Consider the following 22,897-nt stretch of genomic DNA (forward strand, 5'->3'; position numbering starts at 1 on the left):
AGTGCATGGAAAACTGTTCACAACTGTTCATGTGATTGTAGTTGCCGCCGTGAATAATAGAAGGCATGCGGAGGAGGTACCCGCGCCGGCCCCATCGGTGGTGCCGGCAGGGCCCGGAGCACACCGCAATGCAGAGACAGGAGCGGCAAAATGCGTGAACTACGAATCTTCGAACTGGATGAACCCGGCCGGCCGGTGGGCTGGCGCGCCCGCGAAGGGCAAACCGTCAAGGCGATCGAAGGGCGCCTGTGGCTGACCGTGGAAGGCCATCATGCGGATATCTGGCTGCTGCCCGGCGCCACCTGCGCGCTGCCGGCCGGCGCCATGGTATGGCTCTCCGGCGAGAGCGAGGGCGCGCGCTTCACGCTGGCCGAGAACCCGGCGCCGCTGTCGTGGCGCTGGCTGGGCGGGATGGCGCGTGCGCTGGGGCATCGGCTGGGACAGCGGCGCGCCTTCACGCAGTGCCCGGAACCCGGGATGTGACCTGACCGTGCGCCGGCGGCGAGTTGATCGCCAGCCAGGCGCGCTGCATACGCAGAGCAGCCAGGCTTGCGCCCGGACCGCCCGTCCGGCGCAGGCCGCCATTGCGCCGGCTCCGGCGGCCATCGCCGCCATGCCCGGTGTCTCGCCTCCCCCCGGTCCTCCCCCCGAACCTCCCCCCGAACCTCCCCCCGACTGTACCGGCACATTCGCCGCCAACTGTGCGACGATAGCCACCATGGTCGCCTGGGCGGCACGGCGGGCAATGCCTGTGTCGCTTGATTGCCGTTAACGTTAACGTCATATAATCAAGCGGCAGTGCCGGCGCCAGCCAGATTGCCCGCATCGCGAGCCGAGCCGCCACCAGAGCGGCCGCCGCGCCAGACCCTGCGGAAGGCCCGAACACCGAACCAGGTGGAGACAATGACCGATCTTTCCGATGTGCAGAAGGGTTCGCAGCCAGGCGCCGCCCGTCCGGCGCAGGGACCGAAGGGTCCCGTCAACAAGGTGCGTTTCGTCACCGCGGCCTCGCTGTTCGACGGCCACGACGCGTCCATCAACATCATGCGGCGCATCCTGCAGTCTTCCGGCTGCGAGGTGATCCATCTCGGGCACAACCGCTCGGTGCAGGAAGTGGTCAGCGCGGCGCTGCAGGAAGATGTGCAGGGCATCGCCATTTCCAGCTACCAGGGCGGCCACCTCGAGTATTTCAAGTACATGATCGACCTGCTGCGCGAGCGCGGCGGCGAACATATCCAGGTGTTCGGCGGCGGCGGCGGTGTGATCGTGCCCGACGAGATCCGCGCGCTGCAGGCCTACGGCGTGGCGCGCATCTTCAGCCCAGAGGACGGCCAGCGCATGGGCCTGGCCGGGATGATCGCCGACATGGTGCAGCGCTGCGATATCGACCTCGCGCGCTACGCCCCCACTACGCTCGACGCGGTGAAAGGCGGCGACCGCCGCGCGCTGGCGCAGCTGATCACGGCGCTGGAGAACGGCAAGGCCGATCCTGCGCTGGCCGAAGCGCTGCGTGCCGAGGCGGCGCACGTGAAGACGCCCGTGCTGGGCATCACCGGCACCGGCGGCGCCGGCAAGTCCTCCCTGACCGACGAGCTGATCCGCCGCATCCGGCTGGACCAGCGCGATGCGCTGTCCATCGCCGTGATCTCGATCGATCCCTCGCGCCGGAAATCGGGCGGCGCGCTGCTGGGCGACCGCATCCGCATGAATGCGATCAACCACCCGCACATCTTCATGCGCTCGCTGGCCACGCGCGAGGCCGGCTCGGAGATCTCGCAGGCGCTGCCCGATGTGCTGGCCGCGTGCAAGGCGGGCGGCTTCGACCTGATCATCGTGGAGACCTCGGGCATCGGCCAGGGCGACGCCGCCATCGTGCCGCATGCGGATCTGTCGCTATACGTGATGACGCCCGAGTTCGGCGCCGCCAGCCAGCTCGAGAAGATCGACATGCTGGACTTCGCCGATTTCGTCGCCATCAACAAGTTCGACCGCAAGGGCGCGCAGGACGCCTGGCGCGACGTGGCCAAGCAGGTGCAGCGCAACCGCGAGCAATGGCACGGCAAGCCCGAGGACATGCCGGTCTACGGCACCCAGGCCTCGCGCTTCAACGACGACGGCGTCACCATGCTCTACCAGGGCCTGCTCGCGGCGCTCGCCACGCGCGGCCTGCGCGCCGCCGCCGGCGTGCTGCCGCAACTGGCCGGGCGCGTCTCCACCGGGCAGAACGTGATCGTGCCGCCCGCGCGCAACCGCTACCTGGCCGAGCTGGCCGATGCCGTGCGCGCCTATCACCGCCGCGTGGACACGCAGAGCCGGCTGGCGCGCGAGCGCCAGCAATTGCGCGAGGCGCGCCGCATGCTGCTGGCAGCGCCCGGGCAGGCCGCGGACAGCGCAGGAGATGCCCTGCAGGCGCTCGCCGCCGGGCGCGACGCCGCGCTCGGCGCGCACGAGCGCAAGCTGCTGGCGATGTGGCCAGAGATGCGCCGGGCCTATGGCGGCGACGAATACGTGGTGAAGATCCGCGACAAGGAGCTGCGCACCACGCTGACCAGCACGACCCTGTCCGGCACCACCATCCGCAAGGTCGTGCTGCCGCGCTTCGAGGACGACGGCGAGGTGCTCAGGTGGCTGATGCGCGAGAACGTGCCCGGCAGCTTCCCGTACACCGCCGGCGTGTTCGCCTTCAAGCGCGAGAACGAAGATCCCACCCGCATGTTCGCCGGCGAGGGCGACGCCTTCCGCACCAACCGCCGCTTCAGGCTGGTGTCCGAGGGCATGGACGCCAAGCGCCTGTCCACCGCCTTCGACTCGGTCACGCTGTACGGCGAGGACCCGCACACGCGCCCGGACATCTACGGCAAGGTGGGCAACTCGGGCGTGTCGATCGCCACGCTGGACGACATGAAGGTGCTGTACGACGGTTTCGACCTGACCAGCCCGTCCACCTCGGTGTCGATGACCATCAACGGCCCGGCCCCGACCATCCTGGCGATGTTCATGAACACCGCCATCGACCAGCAGCTCGACAAGTTCCGCGCCGACAACGGCCGCGAGCCTACCAACGGCGAGGAAGCCAAGATCCGCGCCTGGGTGCTGCAGAACGTGCGCGGCACCGTGCAGGCCGACATCCTCAAGGAAGACCAGGGCCAGAACACCTGCATCTTCTCCACCGAGTTCTCGCTCAAGGTGATGGGCGATATCCAGGAGTACTTCGTGCACCACCAGGTGCGCAACTTCTACTCGGTGTCGATCTCCGGCTACCACATCGCCGAAGCCGGGGCCAACCCGATCTCGCAGCTGGCCTTCACGCTGTCCAACGGCTTCACCTACGTGGAAGCCTACCTGGCGCGCGGCATGCACATCGACGATTTCGCGCCCAACCTGTCGTTCTTCTTCTCCAACGGCATGGACCCGGAATACAGCGTGCTGGGCCGCGTGGCGCGCCGCGTCTGGGCGGTGACCATGCGCGACAAGTACGGCGCCAACGAGCGCAGCCAGAAGCTCAAGTATCACATCCAGACCTCGGGGCGCTCGCTGCATGCGCAGGAGATCGACTTCAACGACATCCGCACCACGCTGCAGGCGCTGATCGCCATCTACGACAACTGCAACTCCCTGCACACCAACGCCTATGACGAAGCCATCACCACGCCCACCGGCGAATCGGTGCGCCGGGCGCTGGCCATCCAGCTCATCATCAACCGCGAATGGGGCGTGGCCCGGTGCGAGAACCCCAGCCAGGGCAGCTTCCTGATCGAAGAGCTCACCGACCTGGTGGAAGAGGCGGTGATGCAGGAGTTCGAGCGCATCGCCGAGCGCGGCGGCGTGCTCGGCGCCATGGAGACCGGCTACCAGCGCGGCAAGATCCAGGAAGAATCGCTGCACTACGAACAGCTCAAGCACGACGGCACGCTGCCCATCATCGGCGTGAACACCTTCCGCAACCCGGCTGGCGACCCCACCCCGCAGTCGCTGGAGCTGGCGCGTTCCAGCGACGCGGAAAAGCAGAGCCAGCTCGCCCGCCTGGCCGATTTCCACGCGCGCAACGCGTCTGCCGCGCCGGCCATGCTGCAGCGCCTGCGCCAGGCGGTGATCGACAACGAGAACGTGTTCGCCGTGCTGATGGACGCGGTGCGCACCTGCTCGCTGGGGCAGGTCACGCACGCGCTGTTCGAGGTGGGCGGACAGTACCGCCGCAATATGTGACGTGCCGGCGCAGCCGCTTTTTCGGGCAATGCGCAGGGCCAGGTAGCGCTATGTAGAGACATTGCCCTGCGTTAAACTTCAAGGCTGCGCCCGCCAGAGCCGCCCGGCAAGCCAATCAGCAACGAGACCAGACATGAGCAAGACGTACGATCCCAACAATATCTTCGCCCGCATCCTGCGTGGCGAACTGCCCTGCAACAAAGTCTATGAAGATGCCGATACGATCGCCTTCATGGACATCATGCCGCAGTCCGACGGCCACACGCTGGTGGTGACCAAGGAGCCCGCCGCCGAGATCTTCGACTTGTCCGAAGCCGCGGCGGGCGCCGCCATCCGCACCACCCAGCGCATCGCGCGCGCGGTGCGCGCCGCTTTCAACCCGGACGGCATCTCGATCGGCCAGTTCAACGGCGCCGCCGCCGGCCAGACGGTGCCGCACGTGCATTTCCATATCGTGCCGCGCTACGCCGACCGTGCCCTGCGCGGCCACGGCACCGACATGCAGGACCCGGAGATCCTCGAGCAGCACGCCGAGCGCATCATCGCCGCGCTGCGCGAAGCCTGAGCGCGCGCCTGCAGCCCGGATCGGACAAGCTGAATCAAGCAATCAGAATCAAGCAACCAGCAACAAGGAAGAGAAGATGGGAATCAGGACAGTTGGCATCGTAGGCGCCGGCACCATGGGCAACGGCATCGCGCAGGCATGCGCCGTGGTGGGCCTGAACGTGGTGATGGTGGACATCAGTGAAGCGGCGGTGCAGAAGGGCATCGCCACCGTCGCGGGCAGCCTGGACCGCCTGATCAAGAAGGACAAGATCAGCGAAGCCGACAAGGACGCTGCGCTGGCATGCATCAAGGGCTCGACCGCCTATGACGATCTCAAGGCCGCCGACATCGTGATCGAAGCCGCCACCGAGAACTTCGACCTCAAGGTCAAGATCCTCAAGCAGATCGACGCCATCGTCGGCGACGACGTGGTGGTGGCATCCAACACGTCCTCCATCTCGATCACCAAGCTGGCGGCAGTCGTCAGCCGCCCGGCCAACTTCATCGGCATGCACTTCTTCAACCCGGTGCCGATGATGGCCCTGGTCGAACTGATCCGCGGCCTGCAGACCAGCGACACCGCGCACGCACTGGTCGAGGCGCTGTCGAAGCAACTCGGCAAGTATCCCGTCACGGTCAAGAACAACCCGGGCTTCGTGGTCAACCGCATCCTCTGCCCGATGATCAACGAAGCCTTCTGCGTGCTGGGCGAAGGCCTGGCCGCGCCGGAAGAGATCGACGAAGCCATGAAGCTGGGCTGCAACCACCCGATCGGCCCGCTGGCGCTGGCCGACATGATCGGCCTGGATACCATGCTGGCGGTGATGGAAGTGCTGTACACGGAGTTTGCCGATCCGAAGTACCGCCCGGCGATGCTGATGCGCGAGATGGTGGCCGCGGGCTACCTGGGCCGCAAGACCGGGCGCGGCGTGTACGTCTATAGCAAGTAAGACGGCAGGCAGACGCCAGGCGCCAAAAAGGAAAGGCCGGCGACGGGATGCCCGTCGCCGGCCTTTTTTTGTGCAGGGGGCTTGCGTCCCGCTTGACACGGTTGCTCTACCACGCGCGGGAGAGCCGTGCGCCGCGCCGTCCTCCCGGGCGATACAGCGGCCTGGAACCCGCCTACGAAGCCGGCGTCCCCGCCGCAGGCGCCGGTACCACCGACGCAGCCTTCCACCCGCCGCCAAGCGCCTTGTACAGGTTGACCTCGCTGCTCAGCTGGTTGAACCGGTTGCCGATCAGGATCTGCTGCGCATTGAACAACTGGCGCTGCGCGTCGAGCACGGTCAGGTAGTTGTCGACACCCGTGCGGTAGCGTTCCTCGGCAAGCTTGTAGTAGTCCTGCGTCGCATCCACCAGGCGCAGCTGCGCCGCGAGCTGGTCGCCGAAGGTGCCGCGCGCGGCCAGCCCGTCGGCGACTTCGCGGAACGCCGTCTGGATGGTGCGCTCGTACAGCGCGACGTTGATGTCCTTCTGGATGCGCGCGTAGTCGAGGCTGGCCTGCAGGCTGCCGGCCGTGAACAGCGGCAGGTTGATGTGCGGCTGGAACAGCCACGTGCCGGAGCCCGCATCGAACAGGCCGGAGAGCTGGTTGCTGGCAGTGCCGGCCGACGCGGTCAGGCTGATGCTGGGGAAGAATGCCGCCCGTGCCGCGCCGATGTTCGCGTTGGCCGACAGCAGCTGGTGCTCGGCCGCGAGGATGTCGGGCCGGTTCTGCAGCAGATCCGAAGGCAGGCCGGCGGGAACGTCGGCGATCAGTTTCTGGTCCAGGGCCAGGCCCGCGGGCAGGTCGGCCGGCATGCTGCTGGTGCCGAGCAGTTGCAACAGCGCGTTCTCGTCCTGCGCCACCTGCCGCGTGTAGCGCGCCAGGCTGGCGCGCGCGGTCTCGACGCTGGTCTGCGACTGGCGCAGGTCCAGGCGCGAGGCAATGCCTTCGTCGTAGCTGCGCCTGGTCAGGCGGTAGGTGCGCTCGTAGGTGCCGAGCGTGTCGCGCGTGAGCTGCAGCAGCGCCTCGTCCGCGCGCAGTGCCAGGTAGGCATCGGCCACGCTCGCCACCAGGGCGATATGGGTGCTGCGCATGGCCTCCTGGCTGCTGAAGTAGCGCTCGAGCGTGGCGGTGCTCAGGCTGCGCACGCGGCCAAACAGGTCCAGCTCCCACGCGGTGGTGCCGAGCGACACGCCGTAGCTGCTGCTGATGAGGCGCCGGCCCGTGGTCGACAGGTCGGCGGGCACGCGCTGGCGCAAGCCGGACGCGCTGGCATCCACCTCGGGGAACAGGTCCGCGCGCTGGATGCGGTACTGCGCGCGGTAGGCTTCTACGTTGAGCGCGGCCACGCGCAGGTCGCGATTGTTGTCCAGCGCGGCTTCGATGAGCCGGCGCAGGCGCGGATCGGCAAAGTAATCGCGCCAGCCGAGGTCGGCCGCTGCGGGTGCCGCCGCATCGGCCGGCGGGTAGGCCGGGCCTTGCGGGTAGGCCGCGTCCACGGGCGCGGCCGGGCGATCGTAGTGCGGGATCAGGCTGCAACCGGACAGCGCCGCGAGCGCCGCCGCGGCGGCCAGGCAAATCACGTGTTTCTTCATTGGAGCGCTTCCTTGTTGAGCGTGCCGGCGTCGTCGCGCTTCTTGCCCTTGAACAGCGAGCCTACCGCGACGAAGAACAAGGGCACCCAGAAGATGGCCAGGATGGTCGCGGTGATCATGCCGCCGATCACGCCCGTGCCGATGGCGTGCTGGCTGCCGGCGCCGGCGCCGCTGGAGATGGCCAGCGGTGCCACGCCGAGCATGAACGCAAGCGAGGTCATCACGATCGGGCGCAGGCGCATGCGGCAGGCCTCGATCGCCGCTTCGACCATGCCCTTGCCCTGCTCGTGCAGCTCCTTGGCGAACTCCACGATCAGGATCGCATTCTTGGCCGACAGGCCCACCGTGGTCAGCAGCCCCACCTGGAAGAACACGTCGTTGGACAGGCCGCGCAGTAGCGTGGCGAGCAGCGCGCCGATCACGCCCAGCGGCACCACCAGCATCACCGAGAACGGGATCGACCAGCTCTCGTAGAGCGCGGCCAGGCACAGGAACACCACGAGCAGCGACAGCGCATACAGCGCGGGCGCCTGCGAGCCCGACAGCCGTTCCTCATACGACAAGCCGGTCCACGCGTAGCCGATGCCCGGGGGCATCTGCTTCATGATCTCCTCCACCGCGGCCATCGCCTCGCCCGAGCTGCGGCCGGCGGCCGGCTCGCCCAGCACTTCCACCGCCGGCACGCCGTTGTAGCGCTGCAGCTTGGGTGAGCCGAAGCCCCACTTGCCGGTGGCGAACGCCGAGAACGGGACCATGGCGCCCTTGTCATTGCGCACGAACCACTTGTCGACGTCGTCCGGGTTCATGCGCGAATTGGGCTCGCCCTGCAGGTAGACCCGCTTGACGCGGCCGCGGTCGACGAAGTCGTTGACGTAGCTCGAGCCCCAGGCGATCGACACGGTGCTGTTGACGTCCGTCAGCGACACGCCGAGCGCGCGCGCCTTTTCGTCGTCGATATCGAGCATGTACTGCGGCTGGTCGTTCAGGCCGTTCGGGCGCACGCGCTGGAGCACCGGGTTCTTCGACGCCAGTTGCAGGAACTTGTCGCGTGCATTCATCAGCGCCTGGTGGCCCAGGCCGGCCTGGTCCTGCAGGTACAGGTCGAAGCCGGTGGCGTTGCCGAGCTCCTGCACGGCGGGCGGCGCGAACGCGAACGACAGCGAATCGCGGAACGACATGAACTTGCGCTGCGCGCGCTTGGTGAGGTCGAACACGCTGGTATCGTCTCCGCCGCGCTCCTCCCAGGGCTTGAGCAGGACAAACGCGAGGCCCGAGTTCTGGCCGCGGCCGGCGAAGTTGAAGCCGTTGACCGTGAACAGCGAGTCCACCACCTTGCCCTCGTCCTTCAGCAGGTAGTTGCGCATCTGGTCGAGCACCTTCTGCGTGCGCTCGGCGGTCGCGCCCGGCGGTGTCTGCACCTGGGCGTACAGCACGCCCTGGTCTTCTTCCGGCAGGAACGAGGTCGGGATGCGCGTGAACAGGAAGGCCATCCCGGCCACGATCGCGACATAGAGCAGCAGGAACGGCACGCGCCGGCGCAAGATCCCCTTCACGCTGCGCTCGTAGCCCTGCGTGGTCGAGATGAACTTGCGGTTGAACCAGCCGAAGAAACCTGTCTTGTGCTCGCCGTGGTCGCCCTTGTCGATTGGCTTGAGCATGGTCGCGCACAGCGCCGGCGTCAGGATCAGCGCCACCAGGACCGACAGCACCATCGACGAGACGATGGTGATCGAGAACTGCCGGTAGATCACGCCGGTCGAGCCACCGAAGAATGCCATCGGCAGGAACACCGCCGACAGCACCATCGCGATGCCGACCAGCGCGCCCTGGATCTGCCCCATCGACTTGCGCGCGGCCTCCCTGGGCGAGAGCCCTTCCTCGGCCATCACCCGCTCGACGTTCTCCACCACCACGATCGCGTCGTCCACCAGCAGGCCGATCGCCAGCACCATGCCGAACATGGTCAGTGTGTTGATCGAGTAGCCGAACGCGGACAGCACGCCGAAGGTGCCGAGCAGCACCACCGGCACGGCGATGGTGGGGATCAGCGTGGCGCGCACGTTCTGCAGGAACAGGTACATCACCAGGAACACCAGCACGATGGCTTCCAGCAGCGTCTTCACCACCTCGTGGATGGAGCCCGCGATCACCGGCGAGGTGTCGTACGGGAACACCACTTTCATGCCCGACGGGAAGAACGGCTGCAACTGGTTCAGCGTGGCGCGGATTGCCTTGACCGTCTCCAGCGCGTTCGCGCCGCTGGCCAGGCGCACGGCGATGCCGGATGCCGGCTGGCCGTTGTACTGCGCGTTGATGTTGTAGTCCTGCCCGCCCAGCTCCACCTTCGCGACGTCCTTGAGCCGCACCTGCGAGCCATCCGGGTTGACTTTGAGCAGGATGTTGCCGAACTGCTCGCTGGTCTGCAGGCGGGTCTTGCCGATCACGCTGGCGTTGAGCTGCTGGCCGCTGACCGCCGGCAGCCCGCCCAGCTGGCCGGAGGCCACCTGCACGTTCTGCGCCTTGATGGCGTTGCTGACGTCGAGCGGGGCGAGCTGGTAGCTGTTGAGCTTGGCCGGATCGATCCACACCCGCATGGCGTATTGCGAGCCGAAGACCTGGAAGTCGCCCACGCCGTAGGTGCGCGACAGCGGATCCTGGATGTTCGAGACGATGTAGTTCGACAGGTCTTCGCGCGTCACCTTCGGATCGCTGGAGACCAGGCCCACGATGACCAGGAAGTTACGCACCGACTTGGTGACGCGGATGCCTTGTTGCTGCACTTCCTGTGGCAGGAGCGGTGTCGCCAGCTGCAGCTTGTTCTGGACCTGCACCTGCGCGATGTCGGGGTTGGTGCCCTGCTCGAACGTCACGGTGATGGTCATGCTGCCGTCGGAGTTGCTCTCCGACGAGATGTAGCGCAGGCGGTCCAGGCCATTGAGCTGTTGCTCGATGACCTGCACGACCGTGTCCTGCACCGTCTCGGCGGAAGCGCCGGGGTAGTTGACCGAGATGGCGATGGTCGGCGGCGCGATCGCCGGGTACTGGCTGATCGGCAGCGCCCGGATCGAGAGCACGCCGGCCAGCATGATGACCAGCGCGATCACCCAGGCGAAGATCGGGCGATCGATGAAGAAATTAGACATGGAGGATCCTTATCCCTTGTTCCTTACCCTGCGTGCGGTATCAGGACTTGGCCCGCGCGGCGGCGTCCGATGCCCCGCCAGCGGCCGTCGTGGCTGCCGGCACGGGCCTGACCTTCGCGCCCGGGCGGACGAACTGCAGGCCGTCGACGATGAGGCGGTCGCCGGCATTGAGGCCACTGGTCACGAGCCACTTGTCGCCGACCGCGCGGTCGGTCGTGAGCGGGCGCAGCTCGACCTCATCCTTCGCGTTCACGACCAGCGCGGTGGCCTGGCCCTTCAGGTCGCGCGTCACGCCGACCTGCGGCGCCAGGATCGCGTTGGCCTTGACGCCTTCGCTCAGGCGCGCATGGACGAACATGCCCGGCAGCAGCACATGGTTCGGGTTCGGGAACACCGCGCGCAGCGTCACCGAGCCGGTGCCCTGGTCGACCGACACCTCGGAGAATTCAAGCCTGCCGCTTTCCGGGTACGCGGTGCCGTCCTCGAGCTTCAGGCTTACCCTGGCCGCGTTCGAGCCCGCGCCCTCGAGCTTGCCGTCGGCCAGTTCGCGGCGCAGGCGCAGCAGCGTGGCCGACGGCTGGGTCACGTCGACATAGATCGGGTCGATCTGCTGGACCGTCGCCAGCGCGGTTGCCTGGCCATTGACCGCGAGCGCGCCCTCGGTGACGTTGGAGCGCCCGATGCGCCCGGAGATCGGCGACAGGACCTTGGTGTAGCGCAGGTTGATCTCGGCACGCTGGACCGCCGCCTGCGCCTGCAGGAAGGACGCCCTGGCTTCGGCCGCGGCCTGCTTGCTGACCGCTTCGTCGGCGACCAGCTTGCCATAGCGCTCCGCCAGCAGCCGGGTCGATTCCAGCGTGGCCTGCGCGCTCTTGTAGGTGGCCTCGTAGGTCGAAGGATCGATCTGGTACAGCTGCTGCCCCTGCTTGACGTCGCTGCCTTCCTTGAACAGGCGGCGCTGGATGATGCCGTCGACCTGCGGCCGCACTTCGGCGACCAGGTAGGCCGAAGTCCGGCCCGGCAGTTCGGAATTGACCATGACCGATTCCGGTGCCAGCGTCACCACGCCCACCTGTGGCGGCGGCGGGGTCCCGGCTTGTTCCTTTTTGCCGCATCCGGCGAGCGTCGCCAGGGCAATCCCCAGCACGCCCGGAATCAAAGCACGCATGGTGCGCGATCGTTGCATTGCGATTTCCTAGAAGATTGAAAGACTGCGGAACCATGACGGCCGTGCGCCGCCGCGACAGTCCGTGATGCGGTCGCAGCGGTAAGCCGGCACGGTAAATTGCGTGCGCCGCCGGCGCGCGGCGGCGTGGGCGGCCCGGACGCCAGGTGCCCTCGGGACTGCGCCGGTCCCCGGCGAATCCATCAAGGAATATGCCGCCCCGGCTGTTGCCAGGGCTGGCCTGACGCTTGCCTACCGATGTACAGGTAGGCGATTCTATCCCGCCTATCGAGGGTTTTCCCGGGGATTGTCTTGCCGGAATATTTCAAACGATTAATGGCCCGTAACAAACCGGGACGACCTGCGGCAAGATGCCGCAGATTTCGCCTGCGGCCGGTCCCAGGTGCCTGATCAGGCAGCCCGGACGGCACGATTCAGGTGCGGTTTTGCCGCATTTTGCAGCTTGCCGGTGCGGCCGGGCCTTCAATCACGCCGCCGGCGCAGGCAGCTTCAATTAATTTCAATATCTGCATCAAAGGCTTTGACCCCCGGGGTCGGCAACCCGCGGTGGTGACCGGTGCGCACCGCAGGGGGCGGAGCGGAAGGCCCGAAGTGCGCATCGTGCGCATCGTGTGGATCGTGTGGATCGTGTGCATCGTGTGCATCGCCGGGAAACATGCCCGTCCCGCTCGCAGCCATTCCCGCTTCATTCACTCCCCATACTGCCGCAAGCCGTCCAGGTCGAGTACCTCGATCACCCCGTAGTCCACTTTCACCAGGCCCTGCTGCTCCAGCACCTTCAGCGCCTGGTTGGCCCGCTGCCGCGATATGCCCGCCAGCAAGCCGATCTCTTCCTGCGAAATCTCGAGCGTGGTGCCCAGCCCGGGGTACAGGTGTTCGTTGAACAACGAAGACACCGCGCGCGCCACGCGCGAATCGATGTCGAGCAGGCGCTCGTATTCCACTGCTGCGATGAACTGCCCGAGCCGCTCGTTGAACTGCGTGAGCAAGAAGCGAGTGAACGGCAGGCTGGTATCGAGCAGCCACTGGAAGGTGTCGAGCGGAAGGAAGGCAATGCGCGAGCGGCGCAGCGCCATCACGTCGTACTTGCGGATCTCGCGCTTGAGCACGGCGCCTTCGCCGAACCAGCCACCGGTGGGCACGCCGGTGAAGGTGACCGACTTGCCCGAGGGCGAGACGGTGGTGATCTTCACGATCCCCTCGAGCACGCCCATCCAGTGCTCGGCCACGTCGCCCTTGTGGCAGACGTAGTCGCCCTGGCTATATTCGCGCACACACATGGCGCGGCGCACACGGTCGCGTTGCTCGGGACTGAGATCGGCTGCCCATACGCAGCGATCCACAAAATCGTTAAGCATTAGCTGAAAACCCTTCCCGTAGGGATTAACCCCGAATTGTCACCGGCGTGACAACCGGGGGAAATGGCATGAACTATCTTACGATCACCACGAACCGCGAGTGCGCGCCAGGAAAGGCGCGGCGGGCTTGATGCGCTGCGGCGAACGCATGTTTGCGTCGCCGGGCAAAACTGGCCAAGTATAACCAGCGGATGCAGGCTTGACACCGGTGGCGGATCCCCGCCACCGAGGGACAGGAGACAGCGATGCAGGAACCGTCGGCGACGACCTTCCCGCGCCTGCTGCTGGCGCATGCCCAGCAGCGGCCCGGAAGCCCGGCTTACCGCGAGAAGGATCTCGGAATCTGGCAGACCTACAACTGGGCGCAGGCCGCGCAGGAGGTGCGCGCGCTGGCCTGCGGCATGGCAGCGCTGGGCTTTACGCGCGGCATGAACCTGGCAGTGGTCGGCGACAACCGCCCGCGCCTGTACTGGGCCATGAGCGCCGCGCAGGCGCTCGGCGGCGTGCCGGTGCCGCTGTACCAGGACGCCATCGGCGGCGAGATGGTCTATGTGCTCAACGACGCCGAGATCGATTTCGCCATCGTCGAAGACCAGGAGCAGGTGGACAAGCTGCTCGAGGTGCAGGCCCAGCTCGCGGAGCAGGGCCGCACCGTGCGCCACGTCATCTATGAAGACCCGCGCGGGCTGCGCGGCTACGATCATCCGGCGCTGATGTCGTACCAGCGCCTGCAGGAAATCGGCCGCGAGTTCGACCGCGCCAACCCCGGCTACTTCGACGCGGCCGTCGAGGCCGGCTCGCCCGACGACACCGCCATCATCCTCTACACCTCCGGCACCACCGGCAAGCCGAAGGGCGTGTGCCACTCGCACCGCGGCCTGATCGGCGCGGCGCGCAACGGTTGCGCGTTCGACGGGCTGGTGGCCGGCGACGATGTGCTGTCCTACCTGCCGATGGCATGGGTCGGCGACAACCTGTTCTCGTACGCGCAAGCCCTGGTGGCCGGCTTCACGGTGAACTGCCCGGAGTCGCGCGATACCGTGATGACCGACCTGCGCGAGATCGGCCCCACCTATTACTTCGCGCCGCCGCGCATCTACGAGAACCTGCTCACGCAGGTGATGATCCGCATGGAAGACGCGGGCTGGCTCAAGCGCCGCTTGTTCCACTGGGCCATGAACGTGGCGCGCCGCTGCGGCACGGACATGCTGGACGGGCGCCCGGTGCCGCTGGCCGACCGCCTGCGCTACCTGGCGGGCGAGGTGCTGATCTACGGGCCGCTGCGCAATGTGCTTGGCATGAGCCGTATCCGCGTGGGCTATACCGCCGGCGAGGCSATCGGGCCGGACCTGTTCCGCTTCTACCGCTCCATCGGCGTCAACCTCAAGCAGTTCTACGGCCAGACCGAGACCTGCGCCTATGTCTGCCTGCAGCCCGACGGCAAGGTCAAGTTCGACTCCGTGGGGCCGGCCGCGCCGGGCATGGAGATCCGCATCGCCGACAACGGCGAGGTGCTGGTGCGCGGCGTGGGCCTGCTCAAGTCCTACTACAAGCGCGACGACGCCACCCGCGAGGCCATCAACGACGAAGGCTATTTCATGACCGGCGACGCCGGCGTGATCGATGCCGACGGCCACCTCAAGATCATCGACCGCGCCAAGGACGTGGGCAAGCTCGCCGACGGCTCGATGTTCGCGCCCAAGTACATCGAGAACAAGCTCAAGTTCTTCCCCTACATCAAGGAAGCCGTGGCCTTCGGCACGGGCCGCGACAATGTCTGCGCCTTCGTCAACATCGATTTCGACGCGGTGGGCAACTGGGCCGAGCGGCGCCACCTGCCGTACGCGGGCTATATCGACCTGGCCGGGCGGCCGGAAGTGATCGAGATGATCGGCGAGTGCGTGGCGCAGGTGAACGCGGACCTGGCTGCGGACGCCATGCTGGCCGGCTCGCAGGTCGCGCGCTTCCTGATCCTGCACAAGGAGCTGGACCCCGACGACGACGAACTGACGCGCACGCGCAAGGTGCGGCGCGGCTTTATCGCCGACAAGTACGCGGTGCTGGTCGACGCGCTGTTCGCGGGCAAGGCGGAACAGTTCATCGAGACGCGCGTGAAGTTCGAGGACGGGCGCGAAGGCAGCGTCTCGGCCACCTTGAAGCTGGTTGACGTGAAGCGCTTTCCGCCCGCCGCCGGCGCGGCGCGCGCGGCATGAGCGGGGGCGGGAGGATGACGCAGATGGCATGGCAAGGCGTAGCGCGCGGCGGCGATGGCCAGCCCGCATGGAGCGGCGCGTCCGCGGTGGCGACCGAGGCGGAACTGCCGCAGGACAGTGCGCAGGCCGCGGCCGCGCAGGCGCAGGAGCGGCACGCCGGCGAGGTGATCCTGGACCTGCAGCATATCTCGCTGTCGTTCGGCGGCGTGAAGGCGCTCACGGATATCTCGTTCGATGTGCGCGAGCATGAGATCCGCGCCATCATCGGCCCCAACGGCGCGGGCAAGAGTTCCATGCTCAACGTCATCAACGGGGTCTATCACCCGCAGCAGGGCCGCATCGTGTTCCGCGGCGAGGAACGCCGCAAGATGCATCCCACCGAGGCCGCGCGCCAGGGCATCGCGCGCACCTTCCAGAACATCGCGCTGTTCAAGGGCATGACCGTGCTCGACAACATCATGACCGGGCGCAATACCAAATTCCGCAGCGGCCTGCTGGCCAACGCGCTGTGGTGGGGGCCGGCGCGCAACGAGGAAATGCAGCATCGCCGCAAGGTCGAGGAAGTGATCGACTTCCTGGAAATCCAGGCCATCCGCAAGACGCCGGTGGGACGCCTGCCCTACGGCCTGCAAAAGCGCGTGGAGCTGGCGCGCGCGCTGGCGGCCGAGCCTTCCATGCTGCTGCTCGACGAACCCATGGCGGGCATGAACGTGGAAGAGAAGCAGGACATGTGCCGCTTCATCCTGGACGTGAACCACCAGTTCGGCACCACCATCGTGCTGATCGAGCATGACATGGGCGTGGTGATGGATATCTCCGACCGCGTGGTGGTGCTCGACTACGGCAAGAAGATCGGCGACGGCACCCCCGACGCGGTCAAGGCCAATCCGGACGTGATCCGGGCCTACCTCGGCGCTGGCCACTGAGCACGCACCGCGCGGTACGGCAAGACACAAGAAGCAGAAAACAGGGAACAAGGAACAAGGAACACCATGACGTTCTTCTTCGAGATCCTGATCGGCGGCCTGCTGTCGGGACTGATGTATTCGCTGGTGGCGCTGGGCTTCGTGCTGATCTACAAGGCGTCGGGCGTATTCAACTTCGCCCAGGGTGCGATGGTCTATTTCGCCGCGCTGGCCGTGGTGGGGCTGATGGACAAGGGCCTGCCGATGTGGGCCGCGGTGATCGGCGCGTTCGGCGTGATGCTGGTGGTCGGCATCAGCACCGAGCGGCTGGTGCTGCGCAAGCTGGTCAACCAGCCGCCCATCACGCTGTTCATGGCCACCATCGGGCTGTCCTTCTTCCTCGAGGGGCTGGGGCCGCTGCTGTTCGGCAACGAAGTGCGCCCGATCAACCTCGGCATCGTCGACGAGCCGATCGAGGCCATCCTGACGCGCTTCAATATCGTGCTGTCCAAGTTCGACCTGGCGGCAGCCGCCATCGCCGGCATCCTGGTGGGTGCGCTGGCGCTGTTCTTCCAGTTCACCAAGGTGGGCCGCGCGCTGCGCGCGGTGGCGGACGATCACCAGGCGGCGTTGTCGCTGGGCATTCCGCTGCAGCATATCTGGGCCATCGTGTGGGGCGTGGCGGGTTTCGTCGCGCTGGTGGCGGGCATGTTGTGGGGCTCGCGCAATGGCGTGCAGTTCGCGCTGACGCTGACCGCGCTCAAGGCGCTGCCGGTGCTGATCCTGGGCGGCTTCACCTCGGTGCCGGGCGCCATCGTCGGCGGGCTCATCATCGGCGCGTCGGAGAAGCTGGCCGAGATCTATATCCCCCCGGTGTTCCAGTCCGCCTTTGGCGGCAACTTCGGCGGCATCGAAGGGTGGTTCCCATACGTATTCGCGCTGCTGTTTCTCCTCGTCAGGCCGGAAGGATTGTTCGGCGAGAAACATATCGACCGCGTCTGAGCGGCACGGCCCCAACAGGAGACAACCCCATGTTCTATCGTGAAGCCGGCCAGTTCAAGACCAGCTATGTGGCCGACAGCCAGGTATTCCCCATCCGCCAGGATCGCATCGGCGTTGCGGTGCTGATGGCGGTGGCCTTCGTGGCGATTCCGTTCACCGCATCGGAATACTGGTTCTCCGCCATCCTGATCCCGTTCCTGATCTTCGCGCTGGCGGCACTCGGCCTGAACATCCTCACCGGCTACGCCGGCCAGCTCTCGCTCGGCACCGCTGCCTTTATGGCGGTGGGCGCCTATGCCGCGTACAACTTCCAGTTGCGCATCGAGGGCCTGCCGGTCTTGCTGACCTTCATCCTGGCCGGCTTGTCCGCCGCGGTGGTGGGCGTGGCGTTCGGCCTGCCGTCGCTGCGCATCAAGGGCTTCTACCTCGCCGTGGCCACGCTGGCGGCGCAGTTCTTCGTGGTGTGGGCGCTGACCAAGTTCCCCTGGTTCTCCAACAACAGCTCCTCCGGCGTGATCACCGCGCAGAAGCTCGCGCTGTTCGGCATCGCCATCGACACGCCGGTGAAGAAATACCTGTTCGTGCTGGCGCTGGTGACGGTGCTGGCGGTGGTGGCCAAGAACCTTGTGCGATCCAGCACCGGGCGTGCATGGATGTCGGTGCGCGACATGGACGTGGCGGCGGAAGTCATCGGCATCCCGCTGATGCGCACCAAGCTGCTGGCCTTCGCCGTCAGCTCGTTCTACTGCGGCGTGGCCGGCGCGCTCTACGCGTTCTGCTACCTCGGCTCGGTGGAGCCGGACGGCTTCTCGCTGGACCTGTCGTTCCGCGTGCTGTTCATGATCATCATCGGCGGCGTGGGCAGCATCCTGGGCTCCTTCCTCGGCGCGGCGTTCATCCTGCTGCTGCCGATCTTCCTGGACAACCTGCTGCCGCCGCTGGCCGCGCTGCTGCACCTGCCGTTCACCAACGCGGCGGTGTCGCATATCCAGCTGATGGTGTTCGGCGCGCTGATCATCTTTTTCCTGGTAGTGGAGCCACACGGCCTGGCGCGGCTGTGGCAGATCGCCAAGGAGAAGCTGCGCCTGTGGCCGTTCCCGCATTGAACAACGGAGCAAGCTTTCGAGGTCGGACCAAGCAGAACGGGTATTCCATAACAAACACACACCTTTCAAGGTGAAGGAGACTGTCATGACCATCCTGATTCGCAATCTGCAGCGCATCGCGCTCGCGGTGAGTGCGTCGGCCGCGCTGCTGGCACCGCTGGCCGCGCAGGCCCAGAGCGGCGAGCAGTTCGTGGCGCTGCCCAGCTACCGCGTGGGGCCGTACGGCGCCAACGGGCAGTCCTTTTACGGCGGTTTCATCGATTACCTGAACTACGTCAACCTGAAGGACGGCGGCATCAATGGCGTCAAGCTCTCGTGGGAAGAGTGCGAGACCGAGTACAACAACGCCAAGGGCGTGGAGTGCTACGAGCGCCTGAAGGCCAAGAGCGCGGCCAGCAAGGGCACGGCCTACCACACCATGTCCACCGGGATTTCCTACGCGCTGGTGGACAAGACCTCGGCCGACAAGGTGCCGCTGGTGATGATGGGCTACGGCCGCACCGATGCGGTGGACGGCTCGGTCTTCCCCTATGCCTTCCCGCTGGTCACCACCTACCAGATGCAGGTCTCGGCCATCGTCAAGTTCCTGGCGGGCAAGAACGGCGGCTCGCTGGCCGGCAAGAAGATCGTCTACCTGTATCACGACTCAGCCTACGGCAAGGAGCCCATCGTGGCGCTGGAAGCCGAAGCCAAGCTCGGCAAGTTCAACCTGGTCGAGATCCCGGTGGCGCACCCCGGCAACGAGCAGGGCGCGCAGTGGCTGAAGATCCGCCAGGAGAACCCGGACTACGTGATCTTCTGGGGCTGGGGCGTGATGAACCAGACCGCGCTCAAGGCCGCGCAGAAGGTGGGCTTCGCGCGTGACAAGATAATCGGCTCCTGGTGGGCCGGCTCCGAGGAAGACACGGTGCCCGCCGGCGACGCCGCCAAGGGCTATATGAGCGCTACCTGGAATGTGGCCGGCAAGAACGTGCCGTTGATCGCTGACATCGACAAGGTCGTGTACGGCGCCGGCAAGGGCAATATGCAGGACCGCAACAAGGTCGGCTCGGTGCTCTACAACCGCGGCGTCTCCGCTGCGGTGGTGACCGTGGAAGCCATCCGCGTGGCGCAGGGCAAGTTCGGCAAGGGCAAGGTCATGAGCGGCGAGGACATGCGCTGGGCCTTCGAGAACCTCAATCTCACCAACGCGCGCCTGCAGCAGCTCGGCGCCACCGGCCTGCTGCCCGAGATCAAGACCAGCTGCGACAACCACGAAGGCTCCGGCAAGGTGAAGATCCAGCAATGGGACGGCACCAAGTGGACGGTGGTGTCCGACTGGATCGAAGGCAACAAGAACCTGATCCACCCGCTGTTCAAGGCGACCGCGGCGCAGTATGCGAAGGAGAAGGGGATTGCGCCGGCCTGCATGAAGTCTTGAGCGGCTGACAGGCATGTTGCCTGTCGGCTCCCCCTTTCCCGCAGGCGGGAGGGGGGAGCCGCAAACAAGCGAAGCAAGCGAAACAAGCAACGCAAGTCAGGAACACACCCACCGAGCCGTACCATGACCCTCTTGTCCGTCAACAACATCGAAGTCATCTACGACCACGTCATCCTGGTGCTCAAGGGCGTTTCGCTCGATGTGCCGGAAGGCCGGATCGTGGCGCTGCTGGGCGCCAACGGCGCGGGCAAGACCACCACGCTCAAGGCCATCTCCAACCTGCTGCACGCGGAGCGCGGCGACGTTACCAAGGGCTCGATCGAATACCGCGGCGACCGCGTGGACCGCCTCACCCCCAACGAACTGGTCAAGCGCGGCGTGATCCAGGTGATGGAAGGGCGCCACTGCTTCGCCCACCTGACGCTGGAGGAGAACCTGCTCACCGGCGCCTACACGCGCGGGCTGTCGCGCGCCGAGACGCGCGACGCGCTGGAGCGCATCTACGCCTATTTCCCGCGCCTGAAGACGCGCCGCAAATCGCAGGCGGGCTACACCTCCGGTGGCGAGCAGCAGATGTGCGCGATCGGCCGGGCCATGATGGCCAAGCCGAGCATGATCCTGCTCGACGAACCCTCCATGGGTCTGGCGCCGCAGATCGTCGAAGAGATCTTCGAGATCGTGCGCGACCTCAACCAGCGCGAGAAGGTCAGCTTCCTGCTCGCCGAGCAGAACACCATGGTGGCGCTGCGCTACGCCGACTATGGCTACATCCTCGAGAACGGCCGCGTGGTGATGGATGGCGAGGCCGAAGCGCTGCGCTCCAACGAGGACGTGAAGGAGTTCTACCTCGGCGTGGCCGCGAACGATGGCGAGGGCGGCGGGCGCAGTTCCTTCCGCGATGTCAAAAGCTATCGCAGGCGCAAGCGCTGGCTCGCCTGAGACGGGCTCATGGTTCTGCCGTGCGCCTCGGATGCGCGGCGAGCCGCTCGTTGCGAACCTTGAGCCCCGAGCCTTGAGTCTTGAGCCTTTCCCGGTGTGATTTCCCGGGCTGGGCGGAATTCTTTTTTCACAGTGTTAGCCGCTTATTCACACGCGACCCCAAGCCAAACCATGTCTGAACACTTCGATTCGCTGGAAACGCGCGCGCCGGACGTACGCGCGCAGGCCCTGCTGGCGGACTTGTCGCGCCAGGTAGCCCATGCCAAGGCGCATGCGCCGTACTTCGCGGATCTGCTGCGCGAGGTGGACCCGCGTGCGCTGGACTCGCGCGCCGCGCTGGCGGCGCTGCCGGTGACGCGCAAGTCGGAGCTGACGCAGCGGCAGCGCGCGATGCCGCCGCTGGGCGGGCTCAACGCCACGCCGCTGGGCGGCCTGCGGCATATCTTCCAGTCGCCCGGCCCGATCAATGAGCCGGACGGCCACGGCGCGGACTGGTGGCGCATTGCGCGCGCGATGTTCGCCGCGGGCTTTCGCGCCGGGGACCTGGTCTACAACACGTATTCCTATCACTTCACGCCGGCCGGCATGATGATGGAGTCGGGCGCGCACCGGCTGGGCTGCTGCGTGTTCCCGGCAGGCGTGGGGCAGACCGAGTCGCAGGTGCAGGCGCTGGCCAGCCTGCAGCCGGCGGCCTACGCCGGCACGCCGTCGTTCCTGCGCATCCTGCTGGAGAAGGGCGACGAACTGGGCTTGCCGTGCACCGGCCTGCGCAAGGCGCTGGTATCGGGCGAAGCGCTGCCGCCGTCGCTGCGCGCGTGGTTCGGCGAGCGCGGCATCCGCGTGCAGCAGATGTACGGCAGCGCGGACGTGGGGCTGATCGCCTACGAAACCGAAGGCGGCGACGGCTGGGTGGTGGACGAAGGCGTGCTGGTGGAAATCGTCGAACCCGGTGGCACGCAGCCGATGCCCGAAGGCGAGGTCGGCGAGGTGGTGGTCACCGTGCTCGGCAATGGCGACTATCCGCTGATCCGCTTCGGCACCGGCGATCTCTCCGCCTTCGTGGCAGGGTCCGGCGAGCGCGCCAGCCCGTGCGGGCGCACCAACCTGCGGCTCAAGGGATGGCTTGGCCGGGCTGACCAGACCACCAAGGTCAAGGGGATGTTCGTGCATCCCGGGCAGGTGGGGGAAGTCATGCGGCGGCATCCCGAGGTGCGCGCGGCGCGCCTCGTGGTCACGGGGCGCGTTGGGGCCGATGTGATGACCTTGCATTGCGATGCCGCGGGGGATGATGAAAACCTGGCCCGCGCGATCGGGGAATCGGTGCGGGAGGTGTTGCGCTTGCGGGGGGAGGTGCGTTTTGTCGCTGCGGGGTCGTTGCCGCAGGATGGGAGGGTGATTGAGGATGCCAGGAGTTATGAGTGAGGGGGGGTGGTCTGGGGATGAGAGGGCGCCTGTGTCTGTGGCTGGGCCTTTTGGGTCATTGAGGCGCATGCAAGTGCGCCTGCCTCTGTGGGCCTGGCGGCCCGGGCCTTTTGAGTCCTTCAGGTGTATGCAAGTGCGCCTGTGTCTGTGGGCCTAGCGGCGCGGGCTTGGTAGCCCGTTCGGGCACATGTAAGTGTCACTTTTCTTTTCTCGAAAAGAAAAGTAACCAAAAGAAAGCGATTCTTGCAGAAGGCTGGGCGCTCAGATTTTATGGGTGGTGGTGGTTTCGTGGTGGGCGCGTTGGCTTCGATGGGACTGCTGGCGCTACCGGCTCGCTCGCCTGCGGCATCGTGGGTGGCGTTCGATTCGTGGTGGCGCTGCATGATGGCGCTGGCCCAGGTGGTTCAGGCTGCTGCCGCGACCGGGGTGGATGGGTGCGGCATAGGAACGGCGCTGGTTTCGTGGTGGGCACGGTGGCCCCTATTTGAGCTCGGTGCCCGGGGGCTCCTGACAGGTCCACAGGTCCGCTCAGTGCCCAAGGGCACCGGCTTGAGAAGTAACCCAGCACACCCGCGCCCCGGTCCACCACGCCCACCACGAAAACACGAGGATGCTATATCGTGGCCGCCCGAGCCGGTAACGGCAGATGCCCGAATGGCCTGGGCCTCAGCCATCATGGAGCCGTAAYGTGAAACGGCCACMTCCRGSATGSCAKCGCGGCCAGCGCCGGTAGCGTCAGCAGCCCAATCAAAGCCAACGCGCCCACCACGAAACCAGCCTCAGACGAGAAGTCTGAGCGCCCAGCCTTCTGCAAGAATCGCTTTCTTTTGGTTACTTTTCTTTTCGAGAAAAGAAAAGTGACACTTACATG

15 protein-coding genes are annotated in these 22,897 nt (G+C 66.4%); 11 read left to right on the forward strand and 4 right to left on the reverse strand.

Going from position 1 to position 22,897, the window contains the following annotated elements; genetic code table 11:
- Nucleotides 1-150: 150 nt before the first annotated feature.
- From AB4Z48_RS21465 to AB4Z48_RS21480, 4 genes are all read left to right on the forward strand, one after another.
- On the forward strand, nt 151-483 hold the full coding sequence (locus AB4Z48_RS21465) for a DUF2917 domain-containing protein (RefSeq protein ID WP_441617622.1): 333 nt from the start codon (nt 151-153) through the stop codon (nt 481-483).
- Nucleotides 484-903: 420 nt separating this feature from the next.
- Complete coding sequence (gene icmF, locus AB4Z48_RS21470; protein WP_441617624.1) at nt 904-4,206, forward strand: fused isobutyryl-CoA mutase/GTPase IcmF; 3,303 nt, start codon at nt 904-906, stop codon at nt 4,204-4,206.
- 133 nt (nt 4,207-4,339) lie between these two features.
- On the forward strand, nt 4,340-4,771 hold the full coding sequence (locus AB4Z48_RS21475) for an HIT family protein (protein WP_441617626.1): 432 nt from the start codon (nt 4,340-4,342) through the stop codon (nt 4,769-4,771).
- A gap of 76 nt (nt 4,772-4,847) precedes the next feature.
- Nucleotides 4,848-5,702 (forward strand): 3-hydroxybutyryl-CoA dehydrogenase, encoded by an 855-nt coding sequence (locus AB4Z48_RS21480; RefSeq protein ID WP_441617628.1) that lies wholly within the window; start codon nt 4,848-4,850, stop codon nt 5,700-5,702.
- Between the two features lie 172 nt (nt 5,703-5,874).
- Here the strand turns inward: AB4Z48_RS21480 and adeC are convergent, their stop codons facing one another.
- From adeC to AB4Z48_RS21500, 4 genes are all read right to left on the reverse strand, one after another.
- On the reverse strand, nt 5,875-7,332 hold the full coding sequence (adeC, locus tag AB4Z48_RS21485; protein WP_441617630.1) for an AdeC/AdeK/OprM family multidrug efflux complex outer membrane factor: 1,458 nt from the start codon (nt 7,330-7,332) through the stop codon (nt 5,875-5,877).
- Nucleotides 7,329-10,475 (reverse strand): efflux RND transporter permease subunit, encoded by a 3,147-nt coding sequence (locus AB4Z48_RS21490; protein ID WP_441617632.1) that lies wholly within the window; start codon nt 10,473-10,475, stop codon nt 7,329-7,331. Before AB4Z48_RS21490 ends, adeC begins: the two co-directional genes overlap by 4 nt.
- Nucleotides 10,476-10,515: 40 nt before the next feature.
- On the reverse strand, nt 10,516-11,661 hold the full coding sequence (locus tag AB4Z48_RS21495; protein WP_441617634.1) for an efflux RND transporter periplasmic adaptor subunit: 1,146 nt from the start codon (nt 11,659-11,661) through the stop codon (nt 10,516-10,518).
- Nucleotides 11,662-12,350: 689 nt separating this feature from the next.
- On the reverse strand, nt 12,351-13,019 hold the full coding sequence (locus tag AB4Z48_RS21500) for a Crp/Fnr family transcriptional regulator (protein WP_441617636.1): 669 nt from the start codon (nt 13,017-13,019) through the stop codon (nt 12,351-12,353).
- Nucleotides 13,020-13,264: 245 nt separating this feature from the next.
- On the opposite strand from AB4Z48_RS21500, the gene AB4Z48_RS21505 reads away from it, so the two are divergent.
- The 7 genes from AB4Z48_RS21505 (at nt 13,265) to AB4Z48_RS21535 (ending at nt 22,026) form a co-directional block, all read left to right on the forward strand.
- Complete coding sequence (locus tag AB4Z48_RS21505; protein WP_441617638.1) at nt 13,265-15,232, forward strand: AMP-dependent synthetase/ligase; 1,968 nt, start codon at nt 13,265-13,267, stop codon at nt 15,230-15,232.
- Between the two features lie 14 nt (nt 15,233-15,246).
- Nucleotides 15,247-16,158, forward strand: a complete 912-nt coding sequence (locus AB4Z48_RS21510; RefSeq protein WP_441617640.1) for an ABC transporter ATP-binding protein — start codon at nt 15,247-15,249, stop codon at nt 16,156-16,158.
- A 66-nt stretch (nt 16,159-16,224) separates the two neighbouring features.
- Entirely contained in the window at nt 16,225-17,139 is a 915-nt protein-coding gene (locus tag AB4Z48_RS21515) for a branched-chain amino acid ABC transporter permease (protein ID WP_441617642.1), read from the forward strand.
- Nucleotides 17,140-17,168: 29 nt separating this feature from the next.
- Nucleotides 17,169-18,245 carry a branched-chain amino acid ABC transporter permease gene (locus tag AB4Z48_RS21520; protein WP_441617644.1) on the forward strand — a complete coding sequence of 359 codons (1,077 nt, stop codon included), beginning with the start codon at nt 17,169-17,171 and terminating at the stop codon, nt 18,243-18,245.
- Nucleotides 18,246-18,330: 85 nt separating this feature from the next.
- The gene (locus AB4Z48_RS21525) at nt 18,331-19,665 is read left to right on the forward strand and encodes an ABC transporter substrate-binding protein (protein WP_441617646.1); all 1,335 of its coding nucleotides are present in this window, start codon (nt 18,331-18,333) and stop codon (nt 19,663-19,665) included.
- 123 nt (nt 19,666-19,788) lie between these two features.
- On the forward strand, nt 19,789-20,604 hold the full coding sequence (locus tag AB4Z48_RS21530) for an ABC transporter ATP-binding protein (RefSeq protein WP_441617648.1): 816 nt from the start codon (nt 19,789-19,791) through the stop codon (nt 20,602-20,604).
- A gap of 171 nt (nt 20,605-20,775) precedes the next feature.
- Entirely contained in the window at nt 20,776-22,026 is a 1,251-nt protein-coding gene (locus AB4Z48_RS21535; protein WP_441617650.1) for a phenylacetate--CoA ligase family protein, read from the forward strand.
- The last annotated feature ends 871 nt before the right edge of the window (nt 22,027-22,897 follow it).

Origin of the sequence: Cupriavidus sp. 2TAF22 (assembly GCF_052115045.1) — a bacterium.
Lineage (GTDB): Bacteria > Pseudomonadota > Gammaproteobacteria > Burkholderiales > Burkholderiaceae > Cupriavidus.